The following is a 15363-nucleotide window of genomic DNA, read 5'->3' on the forward strand; positions in this document are numbered from 1 at the left end:
CTCCTGAGCGTCATCCAACGAAAGTTTTCAGGAGAGCATCTTGGACACCAGTCTAAACTATAACTACAAGATCGTGCGCCAGTTTGCCATCGCCACCGTCGTGTGGGGCGTGATCGGCATGGCAGCCGGCGTCTTCATCGCGGCGCAACTGGCCTGGCCCGCGCTCAATTTCGACATCCCCTGGCTCAGCTATGGCCGCCTGCGTCCGCTGCACACCAATGCGGTGATCTTCGCCTTCGGCATCTGCGGCCTGTTCGCCACCTCGTACTACGTGGTGCAGCGCACCTGCCAGGTCCGCTTGTTCTCTGACCGGCTGGCCAGCTTCACCTTCTGGGGCTGGCAGGCGGTGCTGGTCTCGGCGGCGATCTCGCTGCCGATGGGCTTCACGCGCGGCAAGGAATACGCCGAGCTGGAATGGCCGATCGCGATCCTCATCACGGTGGTCTGGGTCGCCTACGCGGTGGTGTTCTTCGGCACCATCGTCAAGCGCCGCGTGCAGCACATCTACGTGGCCAACTGGTTCTTCGGCGCCTATATCCTGGCCGTCGCCATCCTGCACGTGGTCAACGGCGCGGTGGTGCCGGTGTCCGCGATGAAGTCGTATTCCGTGTACTCGGGCGTGCAGGACGCGATGATCCAGTGGTGGTACGGCCACAACGCGGTGGGCTTCATCCTGACCGCTGGCTACCTGGGCATGGTGTACTACTTCATCCCGAAGCAGGCCGAACGCCCGGTGTACTCGTACCGCCTGTCGATCGTGCACTTCTGGGCCCTGATCTTCACCTACATGTGGGCCGGACCGCACCACCTGCACTACACCGCGCTGCCCGACTGGACCCAGTCGATCGGCATGGTGTTCTCCCTGATCCTGCTGGCGCCCTCGTGGGGCGGCATGATCAACGGGATCATGACCCTGTCGGGCGCCTGGCACAAGCTGCGCTCGGACCCGATCCTGAAGTTCCTGATCGTCTCGCTCTCGTTCTACGGCATGGCCACCTTCGAGGGCCCGATGATGTCGATCAAGACCATCAACTCGCTGTCGCACTACACCGACTGGACCGTCGCCCACGTCCATGCCGGCGCGCTGGGCTGGGTCGGCTTCATCACGATGGGATCGATCTACTACCTGCTGCCGCGCCTGGCCGGCAAAAAACAGATGTGGAGCATGCAGCTGGTCGACGCCCACTTTTGGGTGGCCACCATCGGCATCGTCCTGTACATCGCCTCGATGTGGATCGCCGGCGTGATGCAGGGCCTGATGTGGCGCGCCGTGAACCCGGACGGCACGCTGACCTACACCTTCGCCGAAAGCGTCAAGGCCACCTATCCGTACTACGTGATCCGCTTCACCGGCGGCCTGCTGTACCTGTCGGGCATGGTGCTGATGGCCTACAACACCTGGATGACGATGCGCGGCACCGAGAGCGTGGACGCGAAGATCCCGACCGGCCCGGCCAAGCCGCAGCGCGCGGCTGCAGAAGTCGCCGATGCCGAACCCGCGCACGCCTGAACCCTGGAGCACACAATGAAATTCACCCATGAATGGATCGAGAAGAACCCCTGGCTCCTGATCGGCCTGGTCCTGCTCGTGATCTCCTTCGGCGGCCTGGTCGAGATCGTGCCGCTGTTCTTCCAGAAGTCCACCACCGAGCCGGTGGCCGGCCTGAAACCGTATTCCCCGCTGCGCCTGGCCGGGCGCGACGTGTACATCCGCGAGGGTTGCTACAACTGCCACTCGCAGATGATCCGCCCGTTCCGCGCCGAGACCGAGCGCTACGGCCACTACTCGGTGGCCGGCGAATTCGTCTACGACCACCCGTTCCAGTGGGGCTCGAAGCGCACCGGCCCGGACCTGGCCCGCGTGGGCGGGCGCTACAGCGACGAATGGCACCGCACCCACCTCGACAACCCGCGCGACGTGGTGCCGGAATCGAACATGCCCGGCTACCCGTGGCTGGCCACCACCAGGCTCGACCCGAGCCTGATCATCCCGAAGATGCGGGCGATGCAACGCCTGGGCGTGCCGTACTCGGAGCAGGAGGTGCGGGGCGCGCCCGCGGAACTCGACGGCAAGACCGAGCAGGACGCGCTGGTCGCCTACCTGCAGGGCCTGGGTACCCAGATCAAGACGAGGAACTGACATGGCACTCCACTCCCTTTTCGACGACGCGAGCAGCGTCATGACCGTCATCAGCTTCGTGACCTTCCTGGGCATCGTCGGCTGGACCTACGTGCCGCGCAAGCGCGGCGATTTCGACACGGCCGCGCTGCTGCCGTTCGCCGACGACGCCGCCTGTGAACGGGAGGCCGGCCATGGCTGACTTCTTCAACGAATTCTGGCACTGGTACGTCGCCGTCATCACCGTGCTGTCGATCCTGGGCTGCGGCATCCTGCTGTGGTCGCAGTCCAGCTACCGGGTAAAACTGCGAGCCGACGGCACGCCGGATGCAAGCACCGGCCACGTCTGGGACGAAGACCTGACGGAACTGAACACGCCGATGCCGCGCTGGTGGATCGTCCTGTTCTACCTCACCATCGTGTTCGGTTTTGCCTACCTGCTGCTGTATCCGGGCCTGGGCAGCTATGCCGGTGCGCTCGGATGGCATTCTTCGGGCGAATACAAGGCGGAAATCCAGCAGGCCACGCGCGAATACGGGCCGCTGTTCGCGAAGTACGCGGGCCAGGACATCAAGGCGGTGGCGGCGGACCCACAGGCGCATGCCATCGGCGAACGCCTGTTCCTGACCTACTGCGCGCAGTGCCACGGCTCGGACGCGCGTGGCAGCAAGGGCTTCCCGAACCTGGCCGACAAGGACTGGCTGTACGGCGGCGCGCCCGAAGCCATCAAGGCCACCATCCTGCACGGCCGGGTGGGCACGATGCCGCCGATGGGCGCCGCGCTCGGCTCGGACCGGGACATCGAGCATGTCGCGGCCTACGTGCGCAGCCTGTCCGGCCAGACCGTCGACCCGGTCAAGGTGGTGTTCGGCAAACCGAAATTCGCGGCCTGCGTGGCATGCCACGGGGCGGAAGGCAAGGGCAACCAGGCGCTGGGCGCGCCGAACCTGACGGACAGGATCTGGCTCTACGGCGGCACCCAGGAGAGCGTGATGGAAAGCATCCGCAAGGGGCGTACCGGCACCATGCCCGCGTTCGGCGAGTTCCTGGGCGAGGACAAGGTACACGTTCTGGCCGCCTATGTGTGGAGCCTGTCGAACGAGCCCGTAGTGGAGCCCTCCATGCAGCCCGCCATGGACCCGGCCCTGACGGCGGCGGCAAGATGAACGCGCCACGGGAAGCGGTGGTGCGCATGTACGCCGCGCGCGAGGAAATCTACCCGCGCGAGATCACGGGCCGCTTCGCGTCGCTGCGCTGGGCCTGCGTCTGGCTGACGCAGCTGCTGTTCTACGGCCTGCCCTGGATCGAGATGCACGGACGCCAGGCGGTGCTGTTCGACCTGGCCGGCCGCAAGTTCCACCTGTTCGGCCTGGTGCTGTGGCCGCAGGATTTCATCTACCTGGCGGCACTGCTGATCCTGTGCGCCTACGGGCTGTTCCTGGTGACCGCGGTGGCGGGACGGGTGTGGTGCGGTTTCGCCTGTCCGCAGACGGTCTACACCGAGATCTTCCTGTGGATCGAGCGCCAGTTCGAGGGCGCGCGCAGCGCCCGCATCCGGCTCGACCGCCAGCCCTGGGGCCTGGAGAAGCTGGCGCGCAAGGGCGGCAAGCACCTGGCCTGGGGCCTGGTCGCCTTCTGGACCGGCTTCACCTTCGTGGGCTATTTCACGCCGGTGCGCACGCTCGGCGCCGAGGCGGCGGCCTTCGGGCTGGAACCCTGGGAGACGTTCTGGGTGGGGTTCTACGCGCTGGCCACCTACGGCAACGCCGGCTGGCTGCGCGAGCAGGTGTGCAAGTACATGTGTCCGTATGCGCGCTTCCAGAGCGCGATGTTCGACCGCGATACCCTGGTGGTCACCTACGACGCGGGCCGGGGCGAACCGCGCGGCGCGTGGCGCAGCCTGCCCACGGATGGGGAAAGGGTGGGCGACTGCATCGACTGCAGCATGTGCGTGCAGGTGTGCCCGACCGGGATCGACATCCGCAATGGGCTGCAGTACGAGTGCATCGGCTGCGCCGCCTGCGTGGACGCCTGCGACAGCGTGATGGACAAGGTCGGACGGCCGCGCGGCCTGATCCGCCATGCCACCGAGAACGCCCTGGCCGGCAGGCTGTCGCCGGCCCAGGTGCGCAGAAGCATGCTGCGCCCGCGCGTCCAGGTGTACGCCGTGGTGCTCGTGGTGCTCGGCACCGCGATGGCGGCCTCGCTGGCGCTGCGCAACCCGCTCAAGCTCGACGTGATCCGCGACCGCGGTTCGATGGGGCGCGAAGTCGAGGACGGAACGATCGAGAACGTCTATCGCCTGCAGGTGATGAACACGACGGAAGCGGCGCAGCGCCTGCGTGTGACGGCGGCGGGCCTTGCGGGCGCCACCGTGGTCGAAGGGGACGAGATCGCCATCGATGGCGCCACCACCCGCGCGGTGCCGGTGCGCGTGCGCATCGCCCCGGGTGCCGGCAGGCCCGGCTCGAACCCGATCGCGTTCACGGTGAGCTCCGGCGACGGGCACGGCCTGAGCGTGACCGAAGACGCGGTGTTCCTCGTGCCGAGGTAATCGACGACATTGAAGCCATATCGAGGAGAACGACATGCAAGCAAACCCGATCCTGCAGCCGGCCGCGCCGTGGTACAAGCACCGCTGGCCCTGGTTCCTGATGATCGGCCCGGTGCTGGTGCTGGTCGGCGGCGCCGTCATGGGCTGGCTCGCCACCAGCCGTCCCGATGCGATGGTGGTGGGCGACTACTACAAGCAGGGCAAGGCGATCAACCAGGAACTGCGGCGCGACCGCGTGGCCAGCGCGATGGAGCTGGTGTTCGAGGCCGCGCACGAGCCGCAGCAGGGGCGGATCACCGGCAGCCTGGCCAGCCATGGCAAGCCGCTGGTGGCGCCATTCCACATCCGCCTGGCGCACCCGACCCAGCCCGAAAGGGACCGCGTGCTCGAAGCGCTGCCCGATGCGCACGGCCGCTTTGCCACTGCCGCCCCCGGGCTGGAACCGACCCACTGGCAAGTGGTGGTCGAAGGCGGGGGAGAGGGGGGCGCCTGGCGCCTGGCGGGCAGCTGGAGCCCGGCACGCGACCGGGTGCTGCGCATCCGCGCGGACTGACACCGCGGCGTGACCGTGTCGCCGACCGGCGCGACTACCCGGGCGGGAAGCAGCTTGTGCGGAAGGCATCCTCAGTCGGCCCGGAATCCGCGCCCCGTCGCCGCCCAGTAGATGCCGCCGTACAGGTGGTGCAGGAACACCGGGTCGCGGTAGGTCGCCGGCAGGTGGCCCAGCGCGGTGTAGAACGCGCGGCCGCCGTCATAGGGCTGGTACCAGCTGATCGGGTGGAACTTGCCCAAGCCCTTGCCCTGGCGGTCCGGCCAGACGGTTTCCGGCTTGTAGGTGCTTTCGTCGACGCTGAGCAGGTAGCGCAATGAGGTCGAGGTCGCGGGACCGAACTCGTACCACTCGTCGGTGAACAGGCTGCGCCGCGCGAAGCGCTCCATGCCGGGGAAGTTGCGGTCCTCCACCTGCAGCACCGCGGTCTGCACCGCCGGATGGACGCGGAACATGTGGCCGACCATCTTCGTGTACCACGGCCAGCCGTACTCGGTGTCCGCGGCGCTGTGCACGCCCACGAAGCCGCCGCCCTTGCGGATGTAGCGCTCGAACGCGGCCTGCTGCGCCTCGTCGAGCACATCGCCGGTGGTCAGCAGGAACACCACGGCCTGGTACTTCGCCAGCTCGGCGTCGTTCATCACGCGGCCGGCGTCGGCGGTCCAGGACACGCTGAAGTCGTGCAGCTTGCCCAGCTCCTGCACGGCCGTCACGCCCGCGTGCACGGCCTCGTGGTGCCAGCCGGCGGTCTTGGTGAACAGCAGGATCTTGAACTGCTGGGCGTGTGCGAGGGGCGTGGCCAGCAGGCCTGCCGATGCCACCAGCGAGATGAAAGATAATTTCATTTAATTGATCTGGGTGAAATATTATTTCAAAGCGGCCGTGCTGGTTCGCTGTGCCTTGCACAGCGGCGACTCGCTGGCTGCCCACTGTGCAGCGCGAAGCACGATGGCGCTGCGCGGCTCGTCGGCAGTAGCCGCTTGCTGCGGGACGATGCCGCCACGGATGGGGGCCGCATTGCCCACCGCGTAGCGTTTCTCCGATAGCATGAAGTAGGAGCCGTCGTCCAGGGTATAGGTCCGGTTTGCGGTCGTCATTCCCTGCGAGGTCCGGCCGAAGCTGCGCGTCCGCCCGCCCTCGCCAAGCAGTGCCACGAGCAGCATTTCGCCCGCGCTGGAGGTGAACCTGTCCACCACTACCGCCAGGGGCAGGCCGGCGAAACGCGACAGGGGGTTGGCCGTCCCGCCGGTCAGCTGCCTTTGCATGTCCTCCAGGCTCGGCGGGTGGACGAAGCGCGTGCGCTTGCCGTCGCGGTCGACGAAGGCGCCGGAATTCGTCGTACTGAAGAGCGGCCGCATGGCGATCAGCGGCGGCCAGGCATTCCCGCCGTGCTGGGCGCTCAGGTCGACCACCAGCGCACAGGTCTCTTCAAAGCCCGGCAGGGCCGAGGCGTCGTCGATAAAGCCCTTCAGGTAGGCGGCGCGTGCTTCGGTTGCGCCATCCACCGTCTGGGGCGGCGTCCAGTGCAGGACCTTGCCCGCGGCCGTCTCCACAAGCGCGAAGCGCGGCGCCTCCATGCCGGCCATCGGGCGCTTGTTCTGGTACTTCCGGACCACGGGCGTCATGATGAAGGAGTGCCCGTCCGCATCGAGCGTGTCGAGCATGACCTTCACCCGGGCATACAGGGTGCGCCGGTCGACCGCCTCGCCATCGTTTTCCACGATCGCCGTCACGGCACGCTTGGCCTGCGCATAGGCTTGCGGCTCGCGCGGCGGCAATCCCCTGGTCTCGACCAGGTCGACGATGCGCGCGGCGATCTGCCGGGCCTGCGCGGCCGGGATCGGATCGGCAGGGGGCGGCGCGGCGCCGGCCATGGCGCAGGCTGCCGCCGTCGCGAGCGCCGCCGTTCGCTTCGCCCACCGTTTCGCTGACCCTTGCGCATCCCTGACCATGCTTCGTCTCCTGTCGATTGTCACGTGCTAATGGCGACACGCAACGCCAGATGATAGGCCACGCCGGGCAGGGCGCGACCAGGAGCGGGGCGCGGCGGCGCATTTTATCCGTACCGGGTAGGTGCGCGCGGCCCTGCATTGCCGTTTCGACCGCCCGTACATACGGCGCGCGCCAGCGGCAGACGTTGTTGAACTGCTCTTTTCCATGTTAGATTCCTGCGCGGCAAGCACGGTTTCGGTGCGGCCCATCTGATCAATCACAAGGAAGAGACAAACGATGCCATCCATCCGCCAGCGCGGCCTGCGCGCCCTCATCGCCGCCCTGTTCATCCCCGCCGCGATCGCCGCCACCGCGATGCCAAGCGCCGCACTTGCCGCGCCAGCGGCGCAAGCCGCCGCCGTCAAGCCGAACAAGGCCTTCGACACCTGGGCCGACAAGTTCGCCGAGGATTGGGTGCGCCTGAACCCGCAGATGGCAACCGCCACCCAGTACTTCAGCGGCGCCGAGCAGGCAAGGCTGGACCGTGAACTGACGCCGATCACCAGGGCGCACCGCCAGAAGATGCGGGCGCTAGCCAAGACCGGCCTGGCACGCCTGGACAAGTGGATGGCCGGCCCGCTCGACGAGAACCAGCGGATCTCGGCCGCCGTCATGCGCTGGTCGCTGGAAAACGTGGTCGCCAACGAACCTTTCGAGGACCATTCCTTCGTCTTCTCGCAGTTCAGCGGCGTGCAGGTCGGCCTGGTCAACTTCATGAACACCACCCACCCGCTGCGCAACGCGGCTGACGTCGACAGCTACATCGCGCGCCTGGAGCAGGTCGGCACCCGCATGGACGAAGCGCTGGCACTCGGGCGCGAAGCCGCCGCCAAGTCCCTGATCCCGCCGCGCTTCATCCTCGAGCGCGCCCAGTTCCAGGTCGACACCTTCCTCAAGCCGGCCGCGCCGGAAAACGTGCTGGTGACCTCGCTGGCGCAGCGCACCGAGAAGATCGAAGGCCTGAGCCCGGCCGCGCGCAGCGCCGCGATCGCGCGCGCGACCCGCATCGTCGAGGAGCGCATCCGTCCGGCCTACAGCCGCGTGCGCGACTTCCTGGCCGAGATCCACCCGAAGACCGGCGACGTGGCCGGCATCTCGCGCCTGCCGAACGGCGCCGCCGCCTATGCGCGCGCGGTCGAGAACTTCACCAGCACCAAGCTCACGCCGAACGAGATCCACGAGATCGGCCTGCGCGAAGTGGCGCGCATCGAAGGCGAGATGGACCGCCACTTGCGCTCGCTCGGCCTGACCGAGGGCGACATCGAGACCCGCATGAAGCAGCTCGACGCCCGCTTCCAGCCGAAAGGCGAGGGCGACCCGCGCCCGGCCATCATCGCCAGCTACCTCGAGATGGTGAAGGACGCCGAGCGCCGCAGCGCCCCGCTGTTCAACCTGAAGCCGCGCGCCCCGGTCGACGTGCGCCGCGTGCCGCCCTTGACCGAGCCGTCGGCCGCCGCCCACTACACGCTGCCGGCGCCGGACGGCACCCGTCCGGGCATCTTCTGGGTGCCGCTGCGCGGCCCGACCTTCGACATGATCCGCATGCGCAGCCTGGCCTACCACGAAGCCGTGCCGGGCCACCACTTCCAGCTGGCGATCCAGCAGGAACTGACCGGCATCCCGAAGTTCCGCAGCCAGCGCATCTTCAGCGGCGGCAGCGCGCACGCCGAAGGCTGGGCGCTGTACACCGAGCGCCTGGCGGTGGAGCAGAACTGGTACGAAGGCGACGTGCCGGGCCTGCTGGGCGCGCTCGGTTCGGAACTGTTCCGCGCCCGCCGCCTGGTGGTCGACACCGGCCTGCACTCGAAGGGCTGGACCCGCCAGCAGGCGATCGACTACGGCATCGGCGCCCAGGAAGTCGAGCGCTACGTCGCCTGGCCGGGCCAGGCCAACGCCTACATGATCGGCATGCTGCGCATCATCGACCTGCGCGAGAAGGCGAAGAAGGAACTGGGCGAGAAGTTCTCGCTCGCGGGCTTCCACGACCTGGTGCTGGGCGCCGGCTCGGTGCCGCTGGACGTGCTGGGCGAGCTGGTGGACGGCTGGATCGCGCGCCAGAAGAAGGCGTAAGGCCTTGAGACGGTCCGGTGGTGCCGGCATGCGTGCCGGCGCCACCGGCCTGCGGTCTGCATGCATCGATCGGTGCGGGAGGCATGACGGGGCAAGCTTCCCGCCGTTTGGCGATAACGTTGGCGCTGAGGCAGGCGGTAATGTCCGCGAAGCAGCCGTTGTCGTGACAGGGTTTTGCTTTTATACTGCCGGGAAGCTGCTCGGTTCCCACGATCGACTTTCACGACGGACTTCGCAGGAGCACACCATGGAAACAAACGAGATCTACCGCGGGCGCCTGATCGACCACATCCAGCTGGTGGTGCGCGACCTGCCTGCTTCACGCAGGTTCTACAGCGCCGTATTCGAGGTGCTGGGCATCCCGCTCGGCGGCTCGGGCGAGGATTATTTCTGGGCCGACGAGCTGTTCATCTCCAGCCGCGACAGCGAGGCGGCGCAAGGCGTGCTCACCGGGCGCCATCACCTGGCCTTCCAGGCGCGCGACCGCAAGATGGTCGATGCCTTCTACTACGCGGCCCTGAAGGCCGGCGGCAGGGACAACGGCCGCCCCGGCGAGCGCGCCTATCACCCCGGCTACTACGGCGCCTTCGTGCTCGACCCGGACGGCAACAACATCGAAGCCGTTCACCACGGCGAGGCGAGGCAGAGCGCGCCCTACGTGCGCGTGACGTTCTAGGCAACCGGAGCAGGCGGCGCGGCGCGGCGGCGAAAGCCGCTATACTCGTCGACCATGCGCATCCAGCTTTTCTCCGACCTGCACCTCGAACGCTACCCGCACTTCGTGCCGCTGATCCAGGACGATACCGACATCGTCGTCCTGGCGGGCGACATCGGCTCCTACCAGTCGGGTTCCCGGCTGGCGTCCCTCGACTTCGGCCTGGAACGCTTCTCGCCGCTGCGCGAGGGCGCACCGCGTGCCCGCGTGCTGTACATCCCCGGCAACCACGAGTTCGACGGCCTCGAGTTCGACGAGGCCTACATGCGCCTGCGCGCCACCTGCGAACGCCTCGGCATCGAATGGCTGGACCGCGAGACGCTGGCCATCGGCCACGTGCGCTTCGTCGGCACTACCCTGTGGAGCGACTTCGACGCCCTGGCCGTGCAGGAGCAGGACCTGACGAAGCAGTTGCAGCGGCGCGAAAAGGCGTTCCGCGCGGCGAATTACTACCTGTCCAAGAACACCACGCTGAAGGACGGCGCGCCGGTGCTGGCCGAAGGCATCCGCACCATGTCGCTCGCGTGCCAGGCCTGGCTGCGCGAGGCCTTGTCCACGCCCTTCGACGGCGTCACGGTGGCGGTGACCCACTTCGCCCCGAGCCTGCAAAGCGCCGACCCGCGCTACGGCCTGACGCCCGGCACCGCAGGCTTCTGCAACGCGATGGACGACCTGTTCCCGCTGGCCGACGTGTGGATGCACGGCCACCTGCACTGCGCCAACGACTACGTGGTGCGGGGTGAGGAGGGAGGCAAGGGCGGCAAGGCGTGGTCCTGCCGCGTGGTGGCCAATCCGCTGGGCTACCTCAGCAAGGGCGAGCAGGAGGCCTTTCGGCCGGGACTCGTCATCGAGCTTTGAGCTGCTGCGCACATGGCGCGATGGACGGAAGGACGGCCATGCCGTTCGACCGTGTCAGGCCGGGCTGCAGACGTCCGTGCCCGCCGCCACGGCCTTCAGTTTCGCCGGGTCGAGCAGCGTGACCTCGCGCTTGTCGACCTGGATCCAGCCCTGCTTCTTGAAGCGCGACAGCAGGCGGCTGATGCTCTCGATGGTGAGCCCGAGGTAGTTGCCGATATCCTCGCGCGACATGCGCAGCTGGAAGCTGGTCGGCGAGTAGCCGCGCGCGGCGTAGCGCGCCGACAGGTTCACCAGGAACACGGCGAAGCGCTGCTCGGCGCGCATGTTGCCTAGTAGAAGCATCACGTTCTGCTCGCGCGTGATTTCCTGGCTCATGATGCGGTGGAAGTGGCGCAGCAGCGCCGGCACCTCGCCGAACAGTTCTTCCAGGCGTGAGAACGGAATCTCGCACACTTCGCTGTCCTCGAGCGCCACCGCGTCGCAGTGGTGGGTGCCGCTGATGGCGTCCATGCCCAGCAATTCGCCCGCCATCTGGAAGCCCGTGATCTGGGCTTCGCCGGCCGCGTTGACCTGGTAGGTCTTGAAGTGGCCGAAGCGCACGGCGTACAGGCTGCCGAACGGCTCGCCCATCTGGTACAGGCGCTCGTCGCGCGCGAGCCGGCGGCGGCGGCCGATGATCTGGTCGAGCCGGTTGATGTCGGCGTCTTCCAGCCCCATGGGCAGGCACAGCTGGTGCATGCTGCACGCGCTGCAGCTGGTCTTGAGGGCCTGGATGCTGACCGGTGGCGTGCCCGGGAGCGACATGGGTTGGTTCATGGCGGAAAAGGTAGTGCGGACGCAGCCATTATAGACAAGCGGCAGGCAGGCGGCGCATAAGCGCCGTGGGGCAGGCGCCCGCCGCTGCCGGCCGGGCGCCCGCCCACGGCGGCGTGCTACAGGTGGTTCCTGTGTTCTGCCTTCATCCGGTAGTACTCGCGCTGGCCCCGGGCACGGACGGTCCGGCAGATCTCCGCCGCCTCCACCGCCGCCTGGTTCACGGAGGCAAAGGCGTCGGGGTCGTCGATCAGGCGTTCGATGGCCTGCTCCGCTTCCGGCGTGCCCGCCAGCGACAGGCCGAAGGTCGCGGACACGGCCAGTTCTGCCCCCAGCGCGTCGATGCCCGGCGCCGTGACGCCTGCCGCAGCGGCTTCGGCCTTGGCCGCCGACGCCTGGGGCGCGGCCAGGGCCTTGGCCGCGTCCATCCCGGCCGCGACGCCGGCAAGGAAGTCCAGGGCGGCCCTGCTGCCGGACTTGTTGACCAGGTCGCCGAGCCGGACCAGTGCGGCATTCTTCGCATTGAACACCGCACGCCCGGACCGCGGGCTGCGCACGAAGTCGATCAGCGGCTGCACCGCGACCTCGCTCCCGATGAAGCAGAGCGTGCTCACGATCTGCGGCAGGAACTCCTCGTGCTGTTCCGGTTCGTCGACCAGCCATGCCAGCAGGCGGCGGGCGTCGTCCTCGGTATAGCGCGACGCGGCCTCGTAGGGCACCCCTTCGATCCAGTGCAGGGAAACGAAGTCGCGCACATCCCGGGGCGGCTGGATCGCTTCGCCGTCGCAGCAGCAGCCGCTTGCGGGCAGCACCTTGCCGGTCGCCGCGGTCGGGCCGCTCAGGAAGCGCTCCGCTTCGGCGTTGTTGACCACGTTGTGGTCCGGACCGATGGCGGGATACATCAGGGCCCGGGGGTCGTCCGTGCGGTGGCCGTTGCCCGCGTTGTGGCCGTACTCGTGGGCCCAGAGGATGCCCTCCTGGCCAGGCGTGAAGCGGACCACGGCCAGGTTGACCGACGGGCTGCCGACCGGTGCGCAGCCGATGATGCTGTCGCCCGGGCCGCCGCACCAGCGGATCGCCTGGACCACCTTGATCCCGGTGCCGGCGGTCATCAAGGTGGTCCATTCGGCCTGGGTCTGGATCGTGCCCGCGACCGTCGGCGGCAGGACCCGCACCGCCCCGTTGCGCACGAACCGCACCGGGGTCGCCACGTCGGCAGGGGAGTCGTCGCTCTGCAGGATGGTGCCCATGTCGGCGAGGATGCGGTCGGCCTCGGCGTCGCTCAGGGGGACACTGCTGTGGCGGTGCACCGTGACCTGGACCGTCCTGGTGGTGACGTCGGCCGGGTTGACCACCAGGTAATCGGCGTAGAGCAAAAGATCCGTACTCCATTCGATGTTCACCCAGATGTCGACGCCCCCGGCGCGCGGGGCCACGTTGTGCACGGTGTAGCGCGCTGCGCCGATGAACTTGCCGGTTTCCGGCCCGCCGGAAAGCCCTTCGGCGACCGATACGAACACGCGCGAGCGCGGGGTGACGTCCCCCCAGTTCAGGCGCAGCACCACCTGGCCGCGCCGGGCGCCCCAGTCATGCCGGTAGGTGAAGCCATTCCCCTGGAGTGCGGGTTGCAGCAAGGCCGCGTCGGCCTGTGCATGGACCTCGGCCCAGGCGGTCGGGAAGGCGGACGATCCGGCGGGCTGCGCGGGTTCGTCCAGGGCCATCACTGTACTGCTGTCGAGACGATCGTTCGGCGACATGGGTTCTCCTTTGTAGAGTGCGGCAGGGGGGAGCAGGGCAAGGGGGAAGGCAGCGAGCACGGGTTCACGACCAGGCAGTCGGCATGGAGCAGGATGTCCTCGCTCCACGCGATGTCCGGTGTGCTCGCGGTCAGCGCGTGAGCCTCAAGAAAATATAGACGAGTCAATTGCGCAGGTATTCGGGATTTGGCACGGTGTTGCCCTGAATCAGTAGCTACGGTCGCAGGACGGAGAAAACCGTGGCCGGCTGGCACCGCGCGGCATGCGCTAGCCGCCGCATTCCCCGCAAAAGCCGGCGCCATCCGCGCCTGGCGTAGCAAATAAACATCTCCCAACCGTGCGCGCCCGCCATGCGTGCTAGATTCCGCACACGCCTTGACGCAGTACGACCAGGCAGCAGCCCAGGCACGCACAACTGAGGAGCCCGCATGTTCGGTTTGTCCGCGTTGGATCTCGCGCGCATCCAGTTCGCGTTCACGATCTCGTTCCACATCATATTTCCTGCGATTACGATCGGCATGGCAAGCTATCTTGCGGTGCTCGAATTGTGCTGGCTGCGCACCAAGCGCCAGGTCTACGTCGACCTGTACCATTTCTGGCTCAAGATCTTCGCCGTCACCTTCGGCATGGGCGTGGTGTCGGGCATCGTGATGGCCTACCAGATCGGGACCAACTGGAGCTACCTGTCCGAGTTCGCCGGCAGCATCCTGGGGCCGATCCTGTCCTACGAGGTGCTCACCGCCTTCTTCCTCGAAGCGGGCTTCCTGGGGGTGATGCTGTTCGGCTGGAACCGCGTCGGTCCGGCGCTGCACTTCGCCGCCACCTGCGCCGTGGCGATCGGCACCCTGATCTCGTCCACCTGGATCCTGGCCGCCAACAGCTGGATGCAGACGCCGCAAGGCTATGCCATCGAGGGCGGGCGCATGGTGCCGGCCGACTGGCTGGCGATCGTGTTCAATCCCTCGTTCCCATACCGCCTGCTGCACATGGTGATCGCGGCCTACCTGTGCACGGCGCTGATCGTCGCCGCCGGCGCCGCCTGGCAGCTGTTGAAGCGGCGCGACAACCCGGCGGTGCGCAAGATGCTGTCGATGGCGCTGTGGATGATCCTCATCGTCGCTCCGATCCAGGCCGTGGTCGGCGACTTCCACGGCCTGAACACGCTCAAGCACCAGCCGGTCAAGCTGGCGGCGATGGAAGGGCACTGGGAGAACGAGCCGGGCAAGGCGGTGCCGCTGCTGCTGTTCGGCATTCCCGACATGGAAGAAGAACGCACCAAGTACGCGGTCGGCATCCCCCACCTGGGCAGCCTGATCCTCACTCACACCTGGGACGGCCATATCCCGGCAATGAAGGACTTCCCGCGCGAGGACCGGCCCAACTCGCTGATCGTGTTCTGGAGCTTCCGCCTGATGGTGGGCCTGGGCCTGCTCATGATCGCCCTGGGCGTGTGGAGCCTGTGGCTGCGGCGCGGCGGGCGGATATTCGGGCAGCGCCTGTTCCTGCGCTTCGTGCTGCTGATGGGGCCGGCCGGGCTGGTCGCCATCCTGGCCGGCTGGACCACCACCGAGGTCGGGCGCCAGCCCTGGGTCGTGTACGGCGTGCTGCGCACGGCCGACGCCGTTTCGCCGCACGGCGCCGGCACGCTGGCGCTGAGCCTGGCGCTGTTCGTGGTGGCCTACATGTTCGTGTTCGGCGCCGGCACCGCCTACGTGCTGCGCCTGATCCGCAAGGGGCCGCAGCACTTCGAGGTGCACAAGGCGCCCGAGGGCGGGCCGGGCGAGGGACGCACGCCGATGCGGCCGCTGTCTGCGGCCGACGTGCAGGACGACGACGAAGCCGGCGCCGTCCCGGACCAGCTCGACCGGCATCCCGACATGCGCCGCGGCGACCCGGGCAGCGCACACCCTGACGACAACAAGCCGGAGCGCTGAC

The 15363-nt window shown here is 67.9% G+C and carries 14 protein-coding genes; 10 read left to right on the top strand and 4 right to left on the bottom strand.

What is annotated here, in order from left to right; genetic code table 11:
* The first annotated feature begins 40 nt into the window (after window positions 1-40).
* The 6 genes from ccoN to ACFFJK_RS00915 are packed head-to-tail and all read left to right on the top strand — an operon-like array spanning window position 41 to window position 5226.
* The gene (gene ccoN, locus ACFFJK_RS00890) at window positions 41-1510 is read left to right on the top strand and encodes a cytochrome-c oxidase, cbb3-type subunit I (RefSeq protein ID WP_379677179.1); all 1470 of its coding nucleotides are present in this window, start codon (window positions 41-43) and stop codon (window positions 1508-1510) included.
* A gap of 15 nt (window positions 1511-1525) precedes the next feature.
* On the top strand, window positions 1526-2140 hold the full coding sequence (ccoO, locus tag ACFFJK_RS00895) for a cytochrome-c oxidase, cbb3-type subunit II (protein WP_379677180.1): 615 nt from the start codon (window positions 1526-1528) through the stop codon (window positions 2138-2140).
* A 1-nt stretch (window position 2141) separates the two neighbouring features.
* The gene (locus ACFFJK_RS00900) at window positions 2142-2321 is read left to right on the top strand and encodes a cbb3-type cytochrome oxidase subunit 3 (RefSeq protein ID WP_379677181.1); all 180 of its coding nucleotides are present in this window, start codon (window positions 2142-2144) and stop codon (window positions 2319-2321) included.
* Window positions 2314-3285 (top strand): cytochrome-c oxidase, cbb3-type subunit III, encoded by a 972-nt coding sequence (gene ccoP / locus ACFFJK_RS00905; protein ID WP_379677182.1) that lies wholly within the window; start codon window positions 2314-2316, stop codon window positions 3283-3285. Before ACFFJK_RS00900 ends, ccoP begins: the two co-directional genes overlap by 8 nt.
* Entirely contained in the window at window positions 3282-4673 is a 1392-nt protein-coding gene (gene ccoG / locus ACFFJK_RS00910; protein ID WP_379677183.1) for a cytochrome c oxidase accessory protein CcoG, read from the top strand. Before ccoP ends, ccoG begins: the two co-directional genes overlap by 4 nt.
* A 34-nt stretch (window positions 4674-4707) precedes the next feature.
* Window positions 4708-5226 carry a FixH family protein gene (locus ACFFJK_RS00915; protein ID WP_379677184.1) on the top strand — a complete coding sequence of 173 codons (519 nt, stop codon included), beginning with the start codon at window positions 4708-4710 and terminating at the stop codon, window positions 5224-5226.
* Between the two features lie 71 nt (window positions 5227-5297).
* On the opposite strand, the gene ACFFJK_RS00920 is transcribed toward ACFFJK_RS00915, so the two are convergent.
* Both ACFFJK_RS00920 and ACFFJK_RS00925 read right to left on the bottom strand, forming a co-directional pair.
* Window positions 5298-6068 carry a ThuA domain-containing protein gene (locus tag ACFFJK_RS00920; RefSeq protein ID WP_379677185.1) on the bottom strand — a complete coding sequence of 257 codons (771 nt, stop codon included), beginning with the start codon at window positions 6066-6068 and terminating at the stop codon, window positions 5298-5300.
* Window positions 6069-6089: 21 nt separating this feature from the next.
* Window positions 6090-7199 (bottom strand): S41 family peptidase, encoded by a 1110-nt coding sequence (locus tag ACFFJK_RS00925; protein WP_379677186.1) that lies wholly within the window; start codon window positions 7197-7199, stop codon window positions 6090-6092.
* Between the two features lie 253 nt (window positions 7200-7452).
* Here ACFFJK_RS00925 and ACFFJK_RS00930 point away from each other — a divergent pair, with 253 nt between their 5' ends.
* From ACFFJK_RS00930 to ACFFJK_RS00940, 3 genes are all read left to right on the top strand, one after another.
* Entirely contained in the window at window positions 7453-9285 is a 1833-nt protein-coding gene (locus tag ACFFJK_RS00930) for a DUF885 domain-containing protein (protein WP_379677187.1), read from the top strand.
* Window positions 9286-9532: 247 nt separating this feature from the next.
* A complete protein-coding gene (locus tag ACFFJK_RS00935; protein ID WP_379677188.1) occupies window positions 9533-9961 on the top strand; it encodes a VOC family protein in 429 nt (142 codons plus the stop codon).
* Between the two features lie 54 nt (window positions 9962-10015).
* The gene (locus ACFFJK_RS00940; RefSeq protein ID WP_379677189.1) at window positions 10016-10858 is read left to right on the top strand and encodes a metallophosphoesterase; all 843 of its coding nucleotides are present in this window, start codon (window positions 10016-10018) and stop codon (window positions 10856-10858) included.
* 54 nt (window positions 10859-10912) lie between these two features.
* Here ACFFJK_RS00940 and fnr read toward each other — a convergent pair whose 3' ends face one another.
* Both fnr and ACFFJK_RS00950 read right to left on the bottom strand, forming a co-directional pair.
* Window positions 10913-11674 carry a fumarate/nitrate reduction transcriptional regulator Fnr gene (gene fnr, locus ACFFJK_RS00945; protein ID WP_379677191.1) on the bottom strand — a complete coding sequence of 254 codons (762 nt, stop codon included), beginning with the start codon at window positions 11672-11674 and terminating at the stop codon, window positions 10913-10915.
* Between the two features lie 116 nt (window positions 11675-11790).
* Window positions 11791-13428 (bottom strand): zinc metalloprotease, encoded by a 1638-nt coding sequence (locus ACFFJK_RS00950; RefSeq protein WP_379677192.1) that lies wholly within the window; start codon window positions 13426-13428, stop codon window positions 11791-11793.
* A gap of 428 nt (window positions 13429-13856) precedes the next feature.
* Between ACFFJK_RS00950 and ACFFJK_RS00955 the strand changes: the two genes are divergently transcribed.
* Entirely contained in the window at window positions 13857-15362 is a 1506-nt protein-coding gene (locus tag ACFFJK_RS00955) for a cytochrome ubiquinol oxidase subunit I (RefSeq protein ID WP_379677193.1), read from the top strand.
* Window position 15363 lies beyond the last annotated feature (1 nt).

This window comes from Massilia consociata (genome assembly GCF_042432755.1).
Taxonomy (GTDB): Bacteria; Pseudomonadota; Gammaproteobacteria; order Burkholderiales; family Burkholderiaceae_D; genus Telluria; species Telluria consociata.